Source organism: Stenotrophomonas veracruzanensis, assembly GCF_032911525.1.
Lineage (GTDB): Bacteria > Pseudomonadota > Gammaproteobacteria > Xanthomonadales > Xanthomonadaceae > Stenotrophomonas > Stenotrophomonas africana.
Map to the genome: position 1 here is coordinate 1 of NZ_JAWJTI010000035.1, position 20,884 is coordinate 20,884.

Consider the following 20,884-nt stretch of genomic DNA (forward strand, 5'->3'; position numbering starts at 1 on the left):
CCCCCCCCCCCCCCCCCCCCCCCCCCCCCCCCCCCACCTCTGACAGATTTCTGCGGCTGTTGGTGGGTGTCGACCTTGGTCGACACGTAGATCCACGCCATGCGTGGATGGGCCTCCGCGATTGAAAATCGCTCACGCGATCTCGTACAACTCCAGCGGCAGGTCGTCGGGGTCGGCGAAGAAGGTGAAGCGTCGGCCGGTGTATTCGTCGACGCGGATCGGTTCGCAGGCGACACCGTGCGCGGCCAGGCGCTGGATGAAGGGTTCCAGTGCAGTTACCCGGAACGCGAGGTGGCGCAGGCCCTGGGCCTCCGGGCGGCTGGGACGGGGCGGCGGCGAGGGGAAGGAGAACAGTTCCAGCTGGCCGCCGTCGGGCAGGGCCAGGTCCAGCTTCCAGGAATCGCGCGCGGCGCGGTGGTTCTCGGCCAGCACGCGCAGGCCGAGGATGCGCACGTAGAAGTCCTTCGAGCGTGCGTAGTCGCTGCAGATCAGTGCGGCGTGGTGGATGCCCAGCAGGCCGTCGGAAGCGGTGTTCATTGCAGGGTGTCCAGCCAGCGCTGGGCGATCTTCAGCGCCAGCGGATAGGGTTCGGGGTCGTTGCGGTTGGTCAGTACGATCACGGTCAGGTGCTTCTCCGGGTGACGCACGATCACGTTGCGGAAGCCGATGCTCTCGCCGCTGTGCCATTGCACCGGGCCATTCAGGCGCCAGCCGAAGCCGTAGTGCGGTACATCCGGTTCGGGCGTCGATGTGGCCGGGCTGAACATCGCCCGGCGCGAGGCCTTCGACAACAGGCGGTCGTCGTACAGCGCCGCATCCCATCGGGCCAGGTCGTCCAGCGAGGAATAGATGCCGCCATCGCCGAGCACGGCACTGGTGGTGCTCTGGTCGGTGCGTTGCCAGTGGCCATCGATCCGGCTGTAGCCATAGGCGCGTGCGGTGATGGCATCGACGCCGTCCTGGTGGGCCACGGTGTGGGCCATGCCCAGCGGGCAGAAGATGCGTTGCTGCAGGAAGGCGGCGAAATCCTGGCCGGACGCGCGGCCGACGATCAGTGCCAGTAGTGCATAGCCGCTGTTGCTGTAGCGGTACTGCGAGCCCGGTGCGAAGTTCAGGCGGTCCTGGCGCGACAGCAGGGCCAGCACATCGGCATCGTGTACCTGCCGTGTGTCTGCCGGGTCCATCAGGTCTTCGTAGTCGAGCAGGCCGCTGGTGTGCGACAGCAGCTGGCGCAGGGTGATGGCCGCCGCTGCCGGCGGCAGCTCGGGCAGCCACTGGCGGGCGGTCTGGTCCAGCCCGAGCCGGCCGTCTTCCACCAGCAGCAGCACCGCCGCAGCGGTGAACTGCTTGCTGACCGAGGCCAGCCGGAAGTTGCTGGCGGCGGTCACGGCAGTACCGTCTTCCACCACCGCCAGGCCATAGCCGCGACGGAACACCGGTTGCCCGTCGTGCAGTACCAGCACCGCGGCGCCAGGAACCTGCCCATCGTAGGCCTGCATCAGGCCGTCGATGCCGGCATCCGGTGGGGTCAGCACCGGTGCGGCGGAGGAGGCCAGCGGCAGCAGGCCCAGCACGGCGGCGAACAGGGCGACGGCAGGGCGCATGGTGGCTCCGGATGCGTCAGGGTGAAGGCGTGGGTGTAGTGCTGGCCGGCTGCGCCATCCAGCGCTCCATCTTGCGGTCCAGCACATCCAGCGGCATCGAGCCGTCTTTCAGCAGTTCTGCATGGAAGCGGCGCAGATCGAAGGCTGCGCCCTGGCGTGCCTTGGCCTTGTCGCGCAGGGCGACAATGGTGGTCAGGCCAGCCACGTTGGACAGCGCCTGGCCGGGCTGGGCCATGATCCGCTCGACTTCGGCGTTGGCGTCATCGCTGCTCATGTCCACGGTCTTCTGCAGGTAGGAGACGGCCTGCTGCTTGCTCCAGCCCTGTGCGTTCACGCCGGTATCGGCCACCACGCGCGCGGCGCGCAGCAGGCGCGAGTACAGGTAGCCGATGCGGTCGTAGGGATCGGTGTAGATGCCCAGGTTCTCGCCAAGCGTTTCCGCGTACAGGCCCCAGCCTTCGACGAAGGCGAGGTCGCCACCGAGGCGGCGGAAGCGCGGCAGCTTGGCCAGCTCCTGCTGCAGGCCAAGCTGCACGTGGTGGCCGGGGATCGCTTCGTGCAGGTACTGCACCGGCACGTTCCAGCGCTTGCGGCTGGGCAGGTCGCGGGTGTTCACGTACAGCACGCCGGGTTGCCCGGCCGGTGACGGCTGATAGGCTGCTGCGGCGGCGGTCAGCGCACGTTCCGGTTCCACTGCGCGCACGTCCAGCGTCGACTTGGGCAGGGTGTCCAGTACCTGCGGCAGGCGCGCATTGACCTGCTGCTGCACCTGGCGGTAGCGGTTGATCAGCGCATTGGCGTCGCCGTACTGGAACTGGCGGTCATTGCGCATGCTGCGCAGCAGTTTGGATGGCGTTCCACGCAGCTTGGCGTCCTTCATCACCGTGGCGATCTGTGCCTGCAACTCCTGCACGCGCTGCTCGCCCAGTGCATGCAGCTGCGCGGCAGTCTGGTCGCTGGCGGTGGTCTGCACGATCAGGTTGGCGTACCACGCCTGGCCATCGGGCAGCGCGCTGAGGCCACTGCTGGCGCGCGTGGCGGGCAGGTATTCGGTGGCAATGAAACCGCGCAGGGCGCGATAGGCCGGCATGATGCGCAGTTCGATCATGCGCTTGTACTCGGCACTGATGCGCGCCTTGTCCTCGGCCGCGATGGTGCTGGGCATGGTGCGGATCGGCGACCAGAAGATGCTCTCTTCAGCGGTCGGCTTGATGACCGCATCCAGCTGCGGCAGCACCTTCTCCATCAGGTCGCGCGGCTGTACCACGCCGGCCTTCATGCCCTGGCGCATGTTCTCGATGGCCTGGTCGAACAGCTCGGGAATGCCCAGCGCGCGGCGCGACCAGGTGTCGTAGTCCTGCACGGTGTTGAACGGCTGTGCGCCGGCACCGGCGCCGAGGATCGCCATGATGCTGCCGACGTTGTAGTACTGGCTGATCGGCATCATCCAGCTGGGGTAGCGCTCTGCGGCCAGCGAGGCGCGCGCATCGCGCACGAAGATCTCGTAGCTGAGCAGGTCCTGGCCCTGCAGGCCGTCGCTGCCGAGTTTCTCCACCTTGCCAAGCCACTCGGTGGTGAAGTCGTGCGATTGCTGGCGCCATGCGGCGGACAGGATGTTGGGCAGCTGGTCGTTGTAGCGGGCCTCGCCCTGGAAGGTCGCCTGCAGCGGATTCAACCGCATCGAGGCATCCCAGTATTCGTCGTACAGGCGCTCCAGTTGCACCTGCTTGGGTACGGCCCGGGCCGGTGCGACCGGGCGCGGCGTGGCGCGGCGCGCCGAGCTGCCACGGGCCGGCGCGGTGGCGCGGGCGGGCCTGGCCTTGGGCTTGGCGGCCTGGCGGGTCTGCGCGGCGGCAGGGCGGCTGGCCTTCTTTTTCGCTGCTTCGGCCGACGGCACGGCGCTGAACAGGAACAACGCGGCGATGGCGGCGGCCAGGGCGCGGGTGGGATGCGGCATCAGGAGCTTCCGTGGAACACAGACCGTGGAGCTTGCACGATCCGGCCGCGTACGGCCAGCGTGAAGGCGCAGTCAGCTTTCTGCTGCTGGGGCTTCAGTCAGCCGCGGCTGCGGCGCGCAGCGCGGCGGCTCTGTCTGCACCCAGATAGCGGGTAATGGCACGCCGCATCAGGTACAGCAACGGGATCAAAGCGATCGCAAAGCCCATCTTGTAGATGTAGTTGACGCTGCTGACGGCGAGGAACAGCGAGGTCGGCCAGTGTTGCGGGCCCAGCACGAAGGCGATCCAGATCACCACGAAGCTGTCCACCAACTGCGAGACCGCGGTCGATCCGGTCGCGCGCAGCCACACGTGGCGCTCGCCGGTAGCCTGGCGGATGCGATGGAACACCGCCACGTCGATCAGCTGGCCGAGCAGGAAGGCCACCAGCGAACCGGCGATGGTCCACATGCCCTGGCCGAACACGGCTGCGAACGCGGCCTGGTAGTCCGGCACACCGTGGCCATCCATCGAAGTGACCCACCAGCTGGCCGGCGCCAGCGAAATGGCCGCGAAGGCGAACAGGAAGCCGTAGCCGATCAGCACCACCGCCAGCCACGAGATGAAGCGCACGCCGCGCTTTCCGAAAAACTCGTTGATGGTGTCGGTCATGATGAACACCACCGGCCACAGCAGGGTGCCGGCGGTGAAGCTGAGCGAGCCGGTCTGGCCGAACAGGTTCCAGTTCAGCGGATCGATGCCCAGGGTGTCTTCCAGCGCGAAGATCTTCACCCCGATCAGCTCGGCCAGCACCGCGTTGCCGCAGAAGAACGCGGCCAGCACGATGAACAGCAGGACCGCGCGGTCCTGCAGCGGGCGCTCGATCGGCGCCGGAGTCATTCGGTGCGTTCGCCAGTGCGTTCGCCGGCACGGGTGAACGGCACGCTGGACGGCGCCACGGCACCGCCGGAAATGATGAAGCTCATCGCCTGGTCGACGGTCCAGTCGGTCGGGGTCAGCAGCTCCACCGGCACGATCTCCAGATAACCCGAGGTCGGGTTCGGCGTGGTCGGCACGTACACGGCGGCCAGCTCACGGTCGGTGCCGTGTTCCTTGATCACGCGGGTGACCAGACCGACCGATTTCATGTCGCGGTGCGGGAAGTCGATCAGCACCACGCGCTGGGTGCTGCCCGGCTCGGTCTGAAGCATGTCCAGCAGCTTCTTGGCGCTGTCGTAGATGATGCTGGCCAGCGGAATGCGCTTGATGACCGCGCCCACCCAGCGCAGCAGGCGCTGGCCGAGCACGCGGCGGCTGGCCACGCCCACCGCCAGGATCACCAGCAGGGTGGCCAGCAGGGCGATGGTGTCCTGGATCCACTCGGCGCGGACCCAGCCGAGGTAGTGCGGGAAGCTGGTCGCGATCTGCTCGGAAAGTGGTACCACCAGCGGGCTGGAAATGCCCGACAGCAGCACGAACACGAACTTGACCACGACCCAGGTCAGCCAGATCGGCAGCAGGGTGAGCAGGCCGGTCAGGAACAGGCGCTGCAGGGAAGGGCGGGGAACCAGGGCGGGGGCTTCGAGCGACATGTGCGCATTGTAGCGGCCGGCGTGGGTCGATTACGCTGGGGAATCGACTGCGGCAACGGCACATGGAAGGGAAGCTGTGTTGAAGATCCTGCGCGGACTGGGCTGGACCCTTGCAGGCCTGCTGGTGCTGGCCATCGTGGTGTGGTGCGCCTCGCGCATGTGGCCGGTGCCCGAATCGCGCCTGCAGGCGCAGCAGCGACTGGAAGCACGCCTGCCGGCGACCGGCCACAACGGTTATGCCTTGTTGTGGACGCTGCCGTTCGACGATCTGGATGCCCAGCAGCGCGAGCAGGCGCTGGCCGAGGATGTACGGCGCTGGGAAGCCGATGCACATGGCGGAAGCAGCGGCCGGACACACCTGGTGGCCAACCATGCCGAGCTGCACTCGCGGCCCGGGGCCAGTTGCGGGCCGGCCGCCAGCGGCTGTCTCGCCCAGGTCCGCGCGGACCCGCAACGCTTCGTGGAGGCCCACGCCGGGCACCAGCAGTTGCATGCGCGGCTGGATCAGCTGGCCGACGCCGACTACTTCGCGTCGCCGTTCCGGCCGAAGGGCGAGGGCATTCTGGTCCCGTTGCCGGCCTATGGCGTGGTGATGGACGCCACCAGTGCACGCGCGCTGGCCTACGTGCAGGGTGACATTGACGGTGCCCTGCGTGGTGCCTGCCGTGGCCTGCAGCTGGGCCGGCGACTGGTGCCCGGCGGCAGCTATCTGGTCGAGAGCATCATCGGTGCCAGCCTGGTGCAGGCCAATGCCCAGCTGCTGGCTGACATGCTGGTCGAACTGCCTGCCGACCACCCCCTGCCGGCCGAGTGCGAACAGGCCATGCAGCCGTTGCGGGCCGAGGAACAGAGCCTGTGCCGTGCGATGCAGGGCGAGTACGCGATGAGCCGGGCGGCGATCGAGTCCTCGGCCCGGGAATTTGGTGGCGTCCTGGTGCTGGATCGGAGCAGCACGTTGGCGCGCGTGGCCGGCAATCTTGGCTGGGCCTGTGGCGCAGCCGCCACGGCCGCGCTGGAGGCCGATCGGCCGCTGCCGGTACAGGCGCCGCCGCAGCGGGATTTCGGTTGCCTGTCCAATGTGATGGGGTGCGTGCTGACCGAGATCGCCGCGCCGGTCTATCCCGCATATTCGTCACGGTCCCAGGACGCGGCGGCGATGCTGCGCCTGCTTGGCGCCCAGCGCTGGTTGCGGCAGCAGGCGCAGGACCCGGCTGAGGCGCTGCAGCGATTGCCTGCGGAGTTCCGGTCGCCGGTGCGGTCGCCGCGGCTGTCCGTCGATGGCCGCCATCTGCTGGTGCCGCGTCGTTCGCCACCGCAGGGTGACGCTGAGAGCCCCTGGTTGTCCGTACCGCTGATGGCCGACGCCGACGCCGGCGCAACTGCCGCTGCCCGCGACTGAACCGTGGCTCAGCCGGTACCGGCCTGCGGATCGAATGCCCAGCCATCGCCGACGGTCTGCAGCGTCCAGCGGCGGGTGCCACGCAGTGGCTGCCAGTGCACGCTGTCCTTGTCGTTCTCGATGCTGCCTTCGGCGCGCATTACCTTGCGCGTGGAGAAGTTCACGCTCAGCGATTCGGTCTTCCCGGAATTGCGCATCACCGAATCCTGGTCGTAGCCGATCAGCGCGAACGCGCCATCCTGCCAGCGGAAAGTGAAGGCGGTGGTACCCATCGACCAGCTTCCGGCGCTGGCGAATGAAAACAGCGCGATCCTCAACGTGCCACGCTGGATGCTGACACCACCTTCTTCAAGCGGATCGCTCATGACCGGGTTGTCCGGGCGCGGAATCAGCTGATGGTCCTGCACCGCCAGCACATAGCCGGTTGGGCGCGACCATGCCACGGCGAGAATGCGCGGGTTGCTGTCGTATGGCGATGGGCCGAAGCCATCGTGTTCGATGACATTGCGCGGATCCTGCTGGCGCAGCACCAGTACCAGGTCCGCGCGGCCATCCCGGTCGAGATCGCCTTCGATGCTGGACTCCAGCGTCCAGCCGTCGGGCACGAAGCCGGCAGCAGTGGCAGCCTGGGCCGGCAGCGTCGGGTACTGCACCGTCGGCAGGTCGAGCGCATGGGCCGCGCACGGCAGGGTGCTCAGCAGTGCTGCAAGGGTGTAGGGGCGCATCGGGGCCTCCATGGCAGAGGGCAAAGAGGATAGCGCCCCAGCGTTGATTCAGCGTGCGTGCGGCTTCAGGCGCAGATAGACCTGCTTGCGCACCTGGGCGACAACCTCGCCGCTTTCATCGACCACGTCGTTGCTGAACCAGCGCAGCACCTTTTCACCGCCAGCTGCTTCGGCCCGCAGTTCATCCAGCAGCGCATCGTCGATGCGGAACGACGTGCGCACGGTGCCGCGGCCGGGCTTGAGGAAATCGATGGCACCGGCCCGGTCCCATACGTAGTAGTCGCGGCCGAGGATGTGCAGCAGGCCCAGCATCCAGAACGGATCGGTCATCGCAAACAGGCTGCCGCCGAAGTGGGTGCCGACATAGTTGCGGTTCCATGGCCGCAGGCGCAGTTCGACATCGATCTGCCGGTAGTCCGGCGCGATGCGGGTGACGTGGATGCCGGTGAACAGGAACGGCGGCCAGATATTGATACCGAAGCGGAACAGGCGGGCGTTCATGCGAAGGCCGGGCAGGAGGCGAGGCTGCCAGTCTAACCATTCGCATGCGTATGTTGTAGCCCGGGCGAGCGTCCGCACGATTCGGACGTGGTCCGGCGAATTGTAGAGTCGAGCTTGCTCGACTGCTTTCAGGGCAGCAGCGAATACGCTCGACGCCATCCGATAGCTATTTCAGGGTTTTCCCGATGGGTACGGCCCGGTCCCCGGCCCATGTTGTTTACATGCCCAGCCCTGCCTTGTTGCGCGGTCGATTTTCCGCAATCGGATGCTTCTACGTAGTCACCGCTGTCACCGCGGGTCGTCGACGCATCTTTGCAGATACGCGACACGCGGTGACCCTGATGGACGCCCTTCGTGACAGTGACCGCCGTGGACTCACGCGATCATTTGCCTGGGTGGTAATGCCCGATCATCTGCCTTGGGTCATGCAGCTGCGTCAAGGAACCCTGGGGCGATGCATGCAGTCACTGAAGTCCAGAGTGGCCATTGCAGTCAATGTGCACTCCGATGAAGGACGGCCGGTGTGGCAGCGGGGCTACGATCATCTGATCCGGAATGAGGCGGATGTTCGGCAACAGTCACTGTATGTACTGGCCAACCCCGTGCGCGCGGGCCTGACATCGCGGCTGGGAGACTATCCGCTTGCGTGGTGTCGCTGGCCGCTGGAATGAGGCGGAAGCAGTCGAGCAAGCTCGACTCTACAGACAGTGTGCACATCCTGCGTCATGCGCCGTCGATGACATACCCGTCGCGGCCGTTGGCCTTGGCCTGGTACAACGCGGTGTCGGCGCCTTCGACGAAATGATGAGGTTGCAGCGTGCCATCGGGTACGCGGGTGAACACGCCGATGGTGAGGGTGACGCCTGCTTCGCTGCCGTCACCGGGCGCCGGCACTGCACGCACGCAGGCGATCAGGTCCTCGATGACCTGGCGCGCGCCTTCGGCCGGGGTATCCGGCAGCACCAGAGCGAACTCATCGCCGCCGTAGCGCGCGGCCATGTCACGCGGGCGCCGCGCATGCGCGCCGATCAGGCGTGCGACATCGCGCAGCACGCGGTCGCCGACCTGGTGGCCATGGCGGTCGTTGTGGCGCTTGAAGTGGTCGACGTCGATCAGCGCCAGGCTCAAAGGCTTGCCACTGCGCCGGGCTGCATCGCATTCCTGCTGCAGCGACTGCTCGAAGCGCAGGCGGTTGCCAAGACCGGTCAGCGCGTCGCGGTTGGCCTGGCGGTGCCAGGCCGAGATCCGCCAGATCGCCCAGGCCAGCAACACCAGCAGAACGCCCAGCATTGCGCTGGCCGGTGCCCACCACAGGTCACCGGCGCGCAACAGCAACCAGCTCAGCAGCGGTGGAAGCGGCAGCGAGCACAGCGCAGCAAGCCATGGCAGGCGCAGGCCGAGCAGGATCACGCACAGCGCCACCAGCACGCCGCTGATGGCATGCTGCCAGAGGCGTGGCAGCAGATCGATCTGCTTGTGCTGCAGCAGCATCGAAGCAATGTTGGCCTGGTACTCACTGCCGCTCATCCAGAACTCGCGGGTGGTCGGGGTCAGCAGCCGCGGTGCGATGCCGCTGGCGGTCATGCCTACCATGATGCGGCGGCCATGCAGCATCGCCATGTCCACGTGACCATCCAGCACGTCGGCATAGGACACCTGCGGCAAGCGCTCGGGCGGCCCGGCATAGCGCACGCGCACATAATCGTTGCGCCGCCATTGATAGGGCGAACCGATCTCCGGATGGGGGTCAGGCAGGCCGTGCACCGCGCCCGGCGGCAGGTCGGCCAGCGCCAGCCCCAGCGCCGGCCAATGCGCCTGGCCGATGCCGGCGTGCAGGTACACGCCGCGGGCGACACCATCGCCGTCCACTTCAACGTCGGTGTGGCCGATGGCGGCGGCACTGGCCGCAATCTGCGGTACCGGCAGCATTTCCTCAGCCATGCGATCACCGGCCGCGGGCGCGGCCAGCACCGGCAGCACTACCCGGCCATTGCGGCGGATGGCCGCGGCCAGCGCCTCGTCCTGGCGGCTGTCGCGGCGGTCCGGTTCGGACAGCATCAGGTCCAGTGCAACGCGTTCGGCACCGGCATCGGTCAGCCGGTCCAGCAGGCGGGCATGGATCGAGCGGGGCCAGGGCCATTGGCCGATGCGCTGCAGGCTGCCTTCGTCGATCGCCACGATCAGCACGCTGGGGTCGGGACGATAGTCCCAGTTGCCGACCATGGCGTCGTAGGCAGCTTCATCCTGCCGCCACAGCCATTGGCCCTGGCTGGCGATCACGGTCAGCACGCCAGCCAGCAGCGCCAGCAGGATCCTCTTCGACCACGGCAGTGGCGAGCGCCTCATAACAACAGCCACAGCAGCAGGGCGCCGCCGCCGGCGCCGTAGCACAGGCGGCACGGCAGCTTGATCTGCTGCGCCGGCGAGTACTCGCCGGCATGACCGTCATCGTCGATGTACTGCACGCGTACATGCAGGTTGCCGCTCCACGGCCGCTTGAAGCTGACCTGTGGCTCGGCAACCGTCTCATCGACCAGGGGGGCCTTGAAGTCGCCGCGGCGATCGACCTGCACCCGGTAGCGCTGGCCGTCGCTGCCGGCCTGCCAGCGCAGGGTCAGCTCACCGTGCGCAGCCTCCGGCGGCTGCAGGGCCGGATCGACTGGTTCATTGCTCAGTTGCAGCGGCAGCGCCTGGCCATAGCGGCCCTGGTGACCGTTGCCATCGCGCGAGGCCACGCGCCAGAAGTACTGCCCCGGCGGCAGTGGTTGTGCCAGGCGCAGGTCGGTGCCCTGGGTCGTCTGTTCCTGCAGTGGCTGCACGAAGCTCGGCTCGGCGGCGATCTGCAGCACGCTGCTGCGTGCGCCGGGGGCCTGGCTCCAACGGAAACGCGGCCGGTCGCTGTTGATCGTCTGTCCATGCAGCGGGGCCACCGTCAGCGGTGGCGGCGGTTGGTCGCTGAGTTCGAAATCAACGCTGGCATCCAGGCCTTCCACGCCCTGCGCGTCGACGGCGCGCAGCAGCACGCGCAGCTGCCCGGGCGGCAGGTCGCCGATGGCCAGGCGGGTGTCTTCGGTGGTTGCGGCAAACAGCAGGATTTCCGGCGTTGCCGCCTGCACCACTTCCACGCGGTAGTGCGCGGCGCCAGGGACCGCTTCCCAGGCCAGCAGGGTCGGCAGCGGCGCCAGGCGAAGCTGGTCATTTCGCAGCGTCGGCGCCGGCAGCAGGAGCGAGACCGCAGCGGGGGCTGCGTCTGCGCTGCTGCTGCGGGTAGCCTGTCCAGGTTGGACCATGCGCTGGCCGTGGGTGTTGCCGACCTGCACCTTGCCCTGCAGGACCTCGGTGGCGGCAACCTGGTCGGTGTCACCGGCGCTGACCCGGAACACGGTACCGCGCACGCTGCTGGTCGCGGTGGGGGCGTCGATGATGTAACGCGATGCCGGGCCGCGGGCGGGCGTCACCCGGTTGCTGGCACGGCCCTGCTGCAGGCGCAGGCGGGTATCGACCATGCCGGTATGGCCATAGCGGCTGAGCTGGTCCAGGCGCAGCCGGGAATACTCGCGCAGCTGCAGGCGCGAGGCGTCGGCGAATTCAAGAGTGACGCTGGAGTCGCCTTCGGTCTGCACGGTGTCACCGATGCGAAGCTGTTCCCCGGCGAGTATCGCGCGGGTGGCACTGCCATCGGCGCCTGACAGCTCAACCTTGCCGCGCACCGACAGCACGCGGGCGGGCGCAGGCTCGATGCGCAGCCAGCTGATCGGGAAGCGCAGCAGCTGGCCCGGCGGCAACTGGTAAGGATTGTCGATGCGGTTGTGCTGCTGCAGCTGCTGCCAGCGTACCGACGGCTTCAGGTACAGGCTGCCCAGATCCCACAGGGTATCGCCGGGACGGACCCGGTAGTTCCAGTCCTGGGCGGTGGCCAGACCCGGCAGCAGCAGGAGGGTACAGAGCAGGATGCCCTGGAAGCGCATGGCGAACGACAGCGAGCGGACGAAGGTCACAGTTTGCAATCCCGGCAAAACGGGGGTGCAGCTGCAAGACCCCATGGCCCCGACCTCATCCCCCCGAACGGATCGTGGGGGCCGAACGGCCGCCATCCCGCGCATTATTGCCCGCGTTCAGTGCAGGGATTCTGAACGAAGTCCGTTCCCGTTCAGAACAGCAGGGAGGCCATCCGGCGGCGGTACTGGCCAACCAGGTCCTCGTCGGAGATCACATTGAAGGCGTCGATCAGGGCCTTGCGCGGCAGCCCTTCCTCGAAGGCGCGGTCGATCCGCAGCATTTCCAGGAACTGGGCGAGTGCGGCCTCATCGTGGCCGCCCAGCAGCAGCTGCACGCCGCGCAGGTGTCGGGCCTTGAGGTCTTTGCCGTCGGCGGCAATGCGCGCGTCCAGCACTTCGGCCGCGGGTGCGTCCTTCAGTGCGGCGGCGAAGGACAGGCGGGCACGGGCGCGCACGGCACGGTCGTCGGTGGCGAGATTGGCGGGCAGGCCGTCGATCAGCGTGCCGGCCTCGTCCACGCCGCCGATCTGCAGCAGGGCCAGGGCCAGGTCGAGCTTCAGCTCGTCCTTGTCCGGCTCGGCGGCGATCTGCGCGCGCAGCACATCCACCTGTGCCTGCGGGTCCAGCGGTGCCTGGTCTTCGGCAGCGGCGTCGCCGATGTCGGCCGGCACGATGCCGTGCTGGGCCAGGAATTCACGCAGCTGACCTTCCGGGATGGCCCCCGGGAAGCCATCCACCAGCTGGCCACCCTTGACCAGGAATACGGTCGGCACCGAGCGGATCTGGAAGGCCGCAGCGATCTGCTGTTCGGCGTCGACGTCGACCTTGGCCAGCTCGAAGGCGCCGTTGTATTCGGCGGCCAGCTTTTCCAGCATCGGCCCGAGGGTCTTGCACGGCCCGCACCAGGTGGCCCAGAAGTCGACCAGCACCGGCGTCTGCAGCGACTTCTGCAGGACTTCGGCCTCGAAGGTCGCAGTGGTGGCGTCGAATACGTAGGTCGTCTCGGTCATGGGAGAGGCATCGTTTGGCATCTGGAGACCGATTCTATGGTGACGATCGATACCGGTCTCAACCCGCGATGCCGCAAATGCCCGACAATGCGGCCTTCCTGCCGCTGTTGTTCCGGAGCCTGCATGTCGTCATTGTCCCCGCTGTTGCGCCTGTCCGGGGTGATCGCCGCGCTGCTGTTCGTGCTGGCGGTGATGGGCTTCGGCTCCGGCCTGGAAGGTTATGCACAGGCGCGGCACCCGGTGGCCCTGCTGGGTGCGCGCGGCGTGCCGCATGCGTTGGCCTTCAATCTGCTGGGTTTCGTGCTGCCGGGCCTGCTGGCGGTGGTGGTGGCCGAATGCCTGCGCCGGCGACTGCCGGCCAGCGCTGGCTGGGCGCCGCGGGTGGGCAGCCAGATGCTGCTGTTGGGCGGGCTGGCCTTCGCCGCGATGGGCTTGCTGCCGCTGGATGTGGACGATCTGCACGGGCCAGCCAGCCAGCTGCATGCCAGTGCCTGGATGGTCTGGGTGCTGGGCTTCGTCGCCGGCACCCTGTTGCTGGGCATCTCCCGGTTGCGCCAGGCGCGCGGCCGCGCCCTGGGCGGGGTGGCGGTTGCCTGTGGCGTGCTGGCCGCGCTGGCGGCCTTTGCCCTGCAGGGCGTGTTGCCGGCACCGCTGGCACAGCGGCTTGCCTTTGCCTGCTGGGCCGTCTGGCTGGCACTGGCCCTGCCGCTGTCGCGACCGCGCTGAGACGGCCTCCGGGCGCAATCGGCGCCGGCGGTCGACGGGCAGGATTGGAGCCATTTGCCGCACTGCGGTACGCTGTACCGCTTTGCCGCCGCAACCGCGTGTTACATGACCAGCGTCGAACCCAACGTTTACGATCCGCAGCAGGTTGAATCCGCCGCCCAGAAGTACTGGGACGCTACCCGTGCCTTCGAAGTCGACGAGACTTCGGACAAGCCGAAGTACTACTGCCTGTCGATGCTTCCGTATCCGTCCGGTGCGCTGCACATGGGCCACGTGCGCAACTACACGATCGGCGATGTGATCAGCCGCTACAAGCGCATGACCGGCCACAACGTGCTGCAGCCGATGGGCTGGGACGCGTTCGGCCTGCCGGCGGAAAACGCGGCGATCAAGAACAAGACCGCGCCGGCGGCGTGGACCTACAAGAACATCGATCACATGCGCAGCCAGCTGCAGTCGCTGGGCTATGCCATCGACTGGTCGCGCGAGTTCGCCACCTGCCGCCCGGACTATTACGTCCATGAGCAGCGCATGTTCACCCGCCTGATGCGCAAGGGCCTGGCATACCGCCGTAACGCGGTGGTGAACTGGGACCCGGTCGACCAGACCGTGCTGGCCAACGAGCAGGTCATCGACGGTCGCGGCTGGCGCTCCGGCGCGCTGGTCGAGAAGCGCGAGATTCCGCAGTGGTTCCTGCGCATCACCGACTACGCCCAGGAGCTGCTGGACGGCCTGGATGAGCTGGACGGCTGGCCGGAATCGGTCAAGACCATGCAGCGCAACTGGATCGGTCGTTCCGAGGGCCTGGAAATCCAGTTCGACGTGCGCGATGTCGACGGCAGCGCGCTGGACCCGCTGCGCGTGTTCACCACCCGCCCGGACACGGTGATGGGCGTGACCTTCGTGTCGATCGCCGCCGAGCACCCGCTGGCGCTGCATGCGGCGAAGAACAACCCGGAGCTGGCGGCGATGCTGGCCGACCTGAAGCAGGGCGGTGTATCCGAGGCCGAGCTGGAAACCCAGGAAAAGCGCGGCATGGATACCGGCCTGCGCGCGCTGCATCCGGTCACCGGCGAGCCGGTGCCGGTCTGGGTCGCCAACTTCGTGCTGATGGGCTACGGCACCGGCGCGGTGATGGCCGTGCCGGGCCATGACCAGCGCGACAACGAAGTGGCCAACAAGTACGGCCTGCCGATCAAGCAGGTGATCGCGCTGAAGGATGCGCGCACCGAAGAGGAGCGCAACTGGGACGGCAGCCGCTGGCAGGACTGGTACAGCGACAAGAGCCGCGCCTTCGAGTTGGTGAATTCGGCCGAATTCGACGGCCTGGACTTCCAGGGCGCCTTCGAAGCGCTGGCCGAACGTTTCGAGCGCAAGGCCCAGGGCCAGCGCCGCGTCAACTACCGCCTGCGCGACTGGGGCGTGAGCCGCCAGCGCTACTGGGGCTGCCCGATTCCGGTGATCTACTGCGCCAAGTGCGGCGCGGTGCCGGTGCCGGAAGAGCAGCTGCCGGTGGTGCTGCCGGAGGACGTGGCGTTCTCCGGCACCGGTTCGCCGATCAAGACCGACCCGGAATGGCGCAAGACCACCTGCCCGGACTGCGGTAGCGCGGCCGAGCGCGAGACCGACACGTTCGACACCTTCATGGAGTCGAGCTGGTACTACGCCCGCTACACCTCGCCGGGTGCCCGTGATGCCGTCGACAAGCGCGGCAACTACTGGCTGCCGGTCGACCAGTACATCGGTGGCATCGAGCACGCGATCCTGCACCTGATGTATTTCCGCTTCTATCACAAGCTGCTGCGCGACGCGCGGATGGTGGACAGCAACGAGCCGGCGCGCAACCTGCTGTGCCAGGGCATGGTGATTGCCGAGACCTACTACCGCCCGAACCCGGACGGCTCGAAGGACTGGATCAACCCGGCCGATGTGGAAGTACAGCGCGACGAGCGCGGCCGCATCACGGGCGCCACCCTGATTGCCGACGGCCAGCCGGTGGTGGTCGGTGGCACGGAGAAGATGTCCAAGTCGAAGAACAACGGCGTGGACCCGCAGGCGATGGTCGGCAAGTACGGCGCCGATACCGTGCGCCTGTTCTCGATGTTCGCCGCGCCGCCGGAACAGTCGCTGGAATGGAACGAAGCCGGCGTGGACGGCATGGCCCGCTTCCTGCGCCGCCTGTGGGCCCAGGTGCAGAAGCATGCCGCCGACGGTGCCGCCCCGGTGCTGGACGTGGCCGCACTGGATGCCAACCAGAAGGCACTGCGCCGCAAGACCCACGAGACCATCGGCAAGGTCGGCGACGACTATGGCCGCCGCCACAGCTTCAATACCGCCATTGCCGCAGTGATGGAACTGATGAACGCGCTGGCCAAGTTCGAGGACGGCAGCGAGCAGGGCCGCGCGGTGCGCCAGGAAGCGTTGCAGGCCATCGTGCTGCTGCTGAACCCGATCACCCCGCATGCCAGCCACGCCCTGTGGCAGGTGCTGGGCCATGGCGAGACGCTGCTGGAAGACCAGCCGTTCCCGCAGGCCGACGCTGGCGCGCTGGTGCGCGATGCGCTGACCCTGGCCGTGCAGGTCAACGGCAAGCTGCGTGGCACCATCGAGGTGGCGGCCGATGCCGCACGCGAGCAGGTCGAGGCGTTGGCCCTGGCCGAGCCGAACGCGGCCAGGTTCATGGAAGGTCTGACGGTGCGCAAGATCATCATCGTGCCGGGCAAGATCGTGAACATCGTCGCTGCCTGATGCACCCCGCATCGGCCACCCGCGTGGTGGCCGGTGCCTTTTCGATGCAGGGCCATGTGCATGATGGCCCTGCATTCACGCGGCTTCGGGCACGCTGTGTGTTGCCGTGATCGCCCGGCTCCGCCAGACTGTCTCCATGACCCGAATCCTGCTTGCCCTCGTTCTTGCCCTCGGCCTTGCCGGCTGCGGCTTCCATCTGCGCAACAAGCTGATGCTGCCGACCGATACGGCGCCGGTGAAGGTGGTCTCCACCGCGCCTTACAGCGAACTGGTCAAGCTGCTCAACCGCAGCCTGCTGGCGTCCGGCGCCAAGCTGGCCGATGAGGACAGCAAGGAACCCAGTACCCAGCTGCAGGTGCTGTCCGAACGCTGGGGCGACCTGCCGATCGCCATCGACTCGCAGGGCCGTGCCCAGGAGTACAGCCTGCGCTATGCGGTCATCTTCATCTTCCGTCGCGAGGATGGCAGCGAGCTGGTGCCGCAGCAGGTGATCGAGCTTTCGCGCGACTACGTGTCGCCACCGACCGACGCCACCGGTACCACCACCGAACGCGAGATCCTGGCCGATGAACTGCGCCGGGAAATGTCGGCGTCGATCATCCGCCGCATCGACAGCGTGGTCCGCGCCGAGATCGAGAAGGGCGGCAGCCTGTCGGCACCGAAGGCCAAGCCGCTTGAGGGTGCGGTGCCGGCCGAGCCGGTCCCCGCAGCCAAGCACTGAGCTGCGGCGATGGAACTGCGTCCGGAGCAGCTGGCCGGCCAGAGCGCTGATACCGCGCTGGCACCGGTCTATCTGATTGCCGGCCCGGAAACGCTGCGCGTGCTGGAGGCGGCCGACGCCATCCGTGCACGTGCGCGTGCCGCCGGTATTGGCGAGCGCGAGGTGTTCGACGCCGATGGCCGCGATTTCGACTGGAACCAGCTCGACGCCAGCTTCAATGCGCCCAGCCTGTTCAGCGCCCGCCGCCTGGTTGAGGTGCGCCTGCCCAGCGGCAAGCCGGGCAAGGACGGCGCCGAGGTGATCAGCCAGTTCTGCGCCAACCCGGCGCCGGACGTGGTGCTGATGATCACGGCCAACGAATGGAGCAAGGCCCATCAGGGCAAGTGGGCCGAGGCGGTCAACCGCGTCGGCGTGCTGTCGGTGGCGTGGGCGATCAAGCCGCACGAACTGCCGGACTGGATCGAGCGCCGCCTGCGCGGCAAGGGCCTGCGCGCAGATCCGGCCGCAGTGCAGCGCCTGGCCGAGCGGGTGGAAGGCAACCTGCTGGCTGCCGCACAGGAAATCGACAAGCTGGCGCTGTTGGCTGATGGCCAGCCATTGGATGTGGAACGGATGGAGTCGCTGGTGGCTGACGCTGCCCGCTATGACGTGTTCCGGCTGGTGGAGGCGACGTTCTCCGGCCAGCCGCCGGCCGTGCTGCGCATGCTGGCCGGCCTGCGCGGTGAAGGCGAGGCGGTGGCCGCATTGATGCCGATGGTGATCCGCGAACTGCTGGCCGGCGCCGGCCTGGCCCGCGTGCAGGCCCGCGGCGGCAATCTGGCCGCCGAAATGAAATCGCGTGGCATCTGGGAATCGCGGCAGGCGCCGTACAAGCGCGCGCTGCAGCGGCACCCGGAAGGCAAGCGCTGGGAGCGCTTCGTGGCCGAAGCGGGCCTGGTCGACCGCATCGCCAAGGGGCGGGCCGACGGCGATGCCTGGCTGGCACTGGAGCGCCTGCTGGTGGCCGTGGCCGAACCGCGTGCCGTGCGCCTGCTGGCGCGGGCCTGAGCAATGAGCCTGCGGATCTATTACGGGGGCACCTTCGATCCGGTGCACCTCGGGCACCTGGCGATCGCGCGGGCCGCCCGTGACGAACTGCAGGTTGCCGTGCGCATGCTGCCGGCGGCCGACCCGCCGCACCGTGCGGTGCCCGGTGCCACTGCCGAACAGCGTTGCAGCATGCTGTCTCTGGCCATTGGCGACGAACCTGGCCTGCTGCTGGACCGGCGCGAGCTGGACCGCGCCGCCCGCTATCCCGGTCGTCCTTCCTATACCGTCGATACCCTGCGCGAACTGCGTGGCGAACTCGGCCCGAGCCGGCCGCTGGCCTGGCTGGTCGGCGCGGACAGCCTGCTGGGCCTGGCCGGTTGGCACGAATGGGAGGCCCTGTTCGGGCTGGCGCATTTCGTTGTGGCTGAACGGCCGGGCAGCCCGCTGCGGGCCTCGCTCGATGGCGAGCTGGGCCACGCGCTGGAGGGGCGCTGGGCCGACAACGAACAGGCCCTGTTCGCCAGCGCGGCCGGGCGCATCCTGCGCCTGCACCACCCGCTGCGCGAGGAATCGGCCAGCGCCGTGCGCTCACAGATCGCCTCCGGCGGCCCCTGGCGCGCACTGCTGCCGCCGGCAGTGGCCGACTATGTGGCTGCACACGGGCTGTACCGCCCGGCCACGCCGTGAATGGCGCGGCGGCGCCATCCCCGTATAATCGCCCCCACGTTTATCGAGTCGATCCACTTTGAGCAACCAGACCCAGCCCCAGACCATCAAGGTCGATCTGCCCAGCCCGCCGCCGTCCGTGCCGGAACTGCTGGCCAGCGTCCGCCAAGCCACCGAAGACCTGAAGGCCAAGGACCTGGTCGAGATCGACGTGCGCGGCCGGTCCAGTGTTGCCGACTACATGATCGTCGTTTCGGGCACCTCGACCCGCCACGTCAAATCAATCGCCGATGAAGTCGTGCGCTTCGCCAAGAACATCGACGTGATGCCGCTGGGTGTTGAAGGCGAGCGCGAAGCCGAGTGGGTGCTGGTCGATCTGGGCGACGTGATCGTCCACGTGATGCTGCCGCGCGTGCGTGAGTTCTACGCCCTCGAGCGCCTGTGGACCGTCGGCGACCAGCCGCCGTCCAGCGACGACGAAGTGGCCTGAGCCACACGTTGATGCATCCTTCGAGGGCGCCGATGGCGCCGTCGACGTTTTGGAGGACCGTTGATGAAAGCCCGCCTGATCGCCACCGGTGAACGCGCTCCCAGCTGGGTCGCGCAGGGCTTCGCCGAGTACCAGAAGCGGCTGTCGCACTGGCTGCCGTTCGAACTGGTGGAAATCGAGCCCGGCCTGCGTGGCAAGGGGCGTGATCCGCGTCGGGCTACCGAAGACGAAGGCAAGCGGGTCATCGCCGCGCTGCCGAAGAATGCCTATGTGGTGGCCCTGGATGTGCCGGGCCGCCAGCTGAGTTCCGAACAGCTGGCACAGCGCCTGGAGCATTGGCGCGGGCAGGGCAGGGACCTGGCGTTCCTGATCGGTGGCCCGGAAGGGCACTCGCCGGAAGTCTCTGCGCTGGCCGATGAGAAGTGGTCGATCGGACCGCTGACGCTGCCGCACATGCTGGTGCGCCTGGTGGTGGCCGAGCAGCTGTACCGGGCTGCCGCAATGATTGCCAATCACCCCTACCATCGCGCGTGAAGAGTGGTTATACTAGTCGTCTGCCCGAATAGCTCAGCCGGTTAGAGCACTTGACTGTTAATCAGGGGGTCGTTGGTTCGAGTCCAACTTCGGGCGCCACTTTGAGAAACCTGCATCGCGAGATGCAGGTTTTTTTTTGCCATGTTGTAGAGCCGAGCCCACGCTCGGCTGCACCCTGGAAGCCGAGCATGGGCTCGGCTCTACAATCTGCTGCTCCAACCATGGATGCCGATCGTGCGCGCACTCCTGTCCGTCGTTTCTCTGTTGCTTGCGCCGCTGACGTTCGCCGCAGCGAATGCGGCACCACCGACCTGGCACCCGCCGCAGGGCACTACCGAGCTGCCGTTGTGGCCGGAAGGCGGGGTGAAGGCACCGCCAAAACTGAAAGGTCCCGAGCAGATCAGTGAAGCAACCTCCAGGGCCAGCGGAGAACGCTGGACGATGTTGCAGAACGTGGCTGTGCCGACGCTCACCGTGTTTCCACCGAAGGCACCGGCCAATGGCACCGCGGTGATGGTGGTGCCCGGAGGTGGTTACCGGGTGTTGGCGATGGACCTGGAAGGCAGTGAAATCTGCGATTGGTTGAACGCGCAGGGCATCACCTGCGCACTGCTGAAGTACCGCGTGCCGGCGTCCGGGCCCAACTGGGATCCCGACTGCAACTGTCGCGACAATCCGACAGTACCGATGGCTTTGCAGGACGCGCAACGTGCAATGGGCCTGCTGCGCTTGCAGGCACAACGCTGGAACATCGACCCGAAGCGGGTGGGGGTGATCGGTTTCTCGGCCGGCGGACACGTGGTGGCGGGATTGAGTACGCACGCACGTCGTAGCTACGCGGCGGTCGACGCGGCCGACTCACAGTCCAGTCGCCCGGATTTCGCGATGGTGATGTACTCCGGCCATCTGTGGGCCGGGCATGGCAAGGGGCTGTCACTGGTCAAGGACATCGTCGTGGATGACGCGGTGCCGCCGACGTTCATTGCGCAGGCCACCGATGATCGCACCGACGATGTGCGCGAATCACTCGCCTACTACCAGGCGCTGATCGATGAAGGCGTGCCGGTCGAGATGCATCTGTTCGCGCGCGGTGGCCACGCGTTCGGTCTGCGCATGAAGGATGCACCGGTGGCGGTGTGGCCACAGCTGGCCGAGCGCTGGATGCGGGATATCGGCATGCTGCCCGAGCGCCAGTTGTAGAGCC

At 67.6% G+C, this 20,884-nt stretch carries 19 protein-coding genes and 1 tRNA gene; 10 read left to right on the plus strand and 10 right to left on the minus strand.

What is annotated here, in order from left to right; genetic code table 11:
• Positions 1 to 132 precede the first annotated feature (132 nt).
• The 5 genes from R1H25_RS16815 to R1H25_RS16835 form a co-directional block, all read right to left on the minus strand.
• A complete protein-coding gene (locus tag R1H25_RS16815) occupies positions 133 to 537 on the minus strand; it encodes a VOC family protein (protein WP_154349453.1) in 405 nt (134 codons plus the stop codon).
• Positions 534 to 1,604, minus strand: a complete 1,071-nt coding sequence (locus tag R1H25_RS16820; RefSeq protein WP_317224140.1) for a serine hydrolase domain-containing protein — start codon at positions 1,602 to 1,604, stop codon at positions 534 to 536. Before R1H25_RS16820 ends, R1H25_RS16815 begins: the two co-directional genes overlap by 4 nt.
• A gap of 16 nt (positions 1,605 to 1,620) precedes the next feature.
• Positions 1,621 to 3,561, minus strand: a complete 1,941-nt coding sequence (locus R1H25_RS16825; protein WP_317224141.1) for a DUF885 family protein — start codon at positions 3,559 to 3,561, stop codon at positions 1,621 to 1,623.
• 94 nt (positions 3,562 to 3,655) lie between these two features.
• On the minus strand, positions 3,656 to 4,441 hold the full coding sequence (locus tag R1H25_RS16830; protein WP_088479065.1) for a queuosine precursor transporter: 786 nt from the start codon (positions 4,439 to 4,441) through the stop codon (positions 3,656 to 3,658).
• Complete coding sequence (locus R1H25_RS16835) at positions 4,438 to 5,133, minus strand: DUF502 domain-containing protein (protein WP_005414135.1); 696 nt, start codon at positions 5,131 to 5,133, stop codon at positions 4,438 to 4,440. Before R1H25_RS16835 ends, R1H25_RS16830 begins: the two co-directional genes overlap by 4 nt.
• Before the next feature lie 76 nt (positions 5,134 to 5,209).
• Here R1H25_RS16835 and R1H25_RS16840 point away from each other — a divergent pair, with 76 nt between their 5' ends.
• A complete protein-coding gene (locus R1H25_RS16840; RefSeq protein ID WP_317224142.1) occupies positions 5,210 to 6,532 on the plus strand; it encodes a hypothetical protein in 1,323 nt (440 codons plus the stop codon).
• Positions 6,533 to 6,540: 8 nt separating this feature from the next.
• Here R1H25_RS16840 and R1H25_RS16845 read toward each other — a convergent pair whose 3' ends face one another.
• From R1H25_RS16845 to trxA, 5 genes are all read right to left on the minus strand, one after another.
• Positions 6,541 to 7,257 (minus strand): hypothetical protein, encoded by a 717-nt coding sequence (locus R1H25_RS16845; protein ID WP_317224143.1) that lies wholly within the window; start codon positions 7,255 to 7,257, stop codon positions 6,541 to 6,543.
• 48 nt (positions 7,258 to 7,305) lie between these two features.
• On the minus strand, positions 7,306 to 7,758 hold the full coding sequence (locus tag R1H25_RS16850; RefSeq protein WP_317224144.1) for a DUF4442 domain-containing protein: 453 nt from the start codon (positions 7,756 to 7,758) through the stop codon (positions 7,306 to 7,308).
• A gap of 723 nt (positions 7,759 to 8,481) precedes the next feature.
• Entirely contained in the window at positions 8,482 to 10,104 is a 1,623-nt protein-coding gene (locus tag R1H25_RS16855; protein WP_049447562.1) for a CHASE2 domain-containing protein, read from the minus strand.
• Positions 10,101 to 11,801 (minus strand): FecR domain-containing protein, encoded by a 1,701-nt coding sequence (locus R1H25_RS16860; RefSeq protein WP_317224145.1) that lies wholly within the window; start codon positions 11,799 to 11,801, stop codon positions 10,101 to 10,103. Before R1H25_RS16860 ends, R1H25_RS16855 begins: the two co-directional genes overlap by 4 nt.
• Before the next feature lie 107 nt (positions 11,802 to 11,908).
• Positions 11,909 to 12,766, minus strand: coding sequence for a thioredoxin (trxA, locus tag R1H25_RS16865; protein WP_049447564.1), 858 nt, complete (start codon positions 12,764 to 12,766; stop codon positions 11,909 to 11,911).
• A 123-nt stretch (positions 12,767 to 12,889) separates the two neighbouring features.
• Between trxA and R1H25_RS16870 the strand changes: the two genes are divergently transcribed.
• The 9 genes from R1H25_RS16870 (at position 12,890) to R1H25_RS16910 (ending at position 20,880) form a co-directional block, all read left to right on the plus strand.
• Positions 12,890 to 13,492 (plus strand): DUF998 domain-containing protein, encoded by a 603-nt coding sequence (locus tag R1H25_RS16870; RefSeq protein WP_317224146.1) that lies wholly within the window; start codon positions 12,890 to 12,892, stop codon positions 13,490 to 13,492.
• Between the two features lie 105 nt (positions 13,493 to 13,597).
• Positions 13,598 to 16,240 carry a leucine--tRNA ligase gene (gene leuS / locus R1H25_RS16875; protein ID WP_317224147.1) on the plus strand — a complete coding sequence of 881 codons (2,643 nt, stop codon included), beginning with the start codon at positions 13,598 to 13,600 and terminating at the stop codon, positions 16,238 to 16,240.
• 136 nt (positions 16,241 to 16,376) lie between these two features.
• A complete protein-coding gene (lptE, locus tag R1H25_RS16880) occupies positions 16,377 to 16,961 on the plus strand; it encodes an LPS assembly lipoprotein LptE (RefSeq protein WP_049447566.1) in 585 nt (194 codons plus the stop codon).
• Positions 16,962 to 16,970: 9 nt separating this feature from the next.
• Complete coding sequence (gene holA, locus R1H25_RS16885) at positions 16,971 to 18,008, plus strand: DNA polymerase III subunit delta (protein ID WP_049447567.1); 1,038 nt, start codon at positions 16,971 to 16,973, stop codon at positions 18,006 to 18,008.
• 3 nt (positions 18,009 to 18,011) lie between these two features.
• Positions 18,012 to 18,677, plus strand: a complete 666-nt coding sequence (nadD, locus tag R1H25_RS16890) for a nicotinate-nucleotide adenylyltransferase (protein ID WP_049447568.1) — start codon at positions 18,012 to 18,014, stop codon at positions 18,675 to 18,677.
• 58 nt (positions 18,678 to 18,735) lie between these two features.
• Positions 18,736 to 19,146, plus strand: coding sequence for a ribosome silencing factor (gene rsfS / locus R1H25_RS16895; RefSeq protein WP_005418109.1), 411 nt, complete (start codon positions 18,736 to 18,738; stop codon positions 19,144 to 19,146).
• Positions 19,147 to 19,209: 63 nt separating this feature from the next.
• On the plus strand, positions 19,210 to 19,680 hold the full coding sequence (gene rlmH, locus R1H25_RS16900; RefSeq protein ID WP_005418108.1) for a 23S rRNA (pseudouridine(1915)-N(3))-methyltransferase RlmH: 471 nt from the start codon (positions 19,210 to 19,212) through the stop codon (positions 19,678 to 19,680).
• 22 nt (positions 19,681 to 19,702) lie between these two features.
• Positions 19,703 to 19,779, plus strand: a tRNA-Asn gene (locus tag R1H25_RS16905).
• A gap of 147 nt (positions 19,780 to 19,926) precedes the next feature.
• Positions 19,927 to 20,880, plus strand: a complete 954-nt coding sequence (locus R1H25_RS16910; RefSeq protein ID WP_373695572.1) for an alpha/beta hydrolase — start codon at positions 19,927 to 19,929, stop codon at positions 20,878 to 20,880.
• Positions 20,881 to 20,884 lie beyond the last annotated feature (4 nt).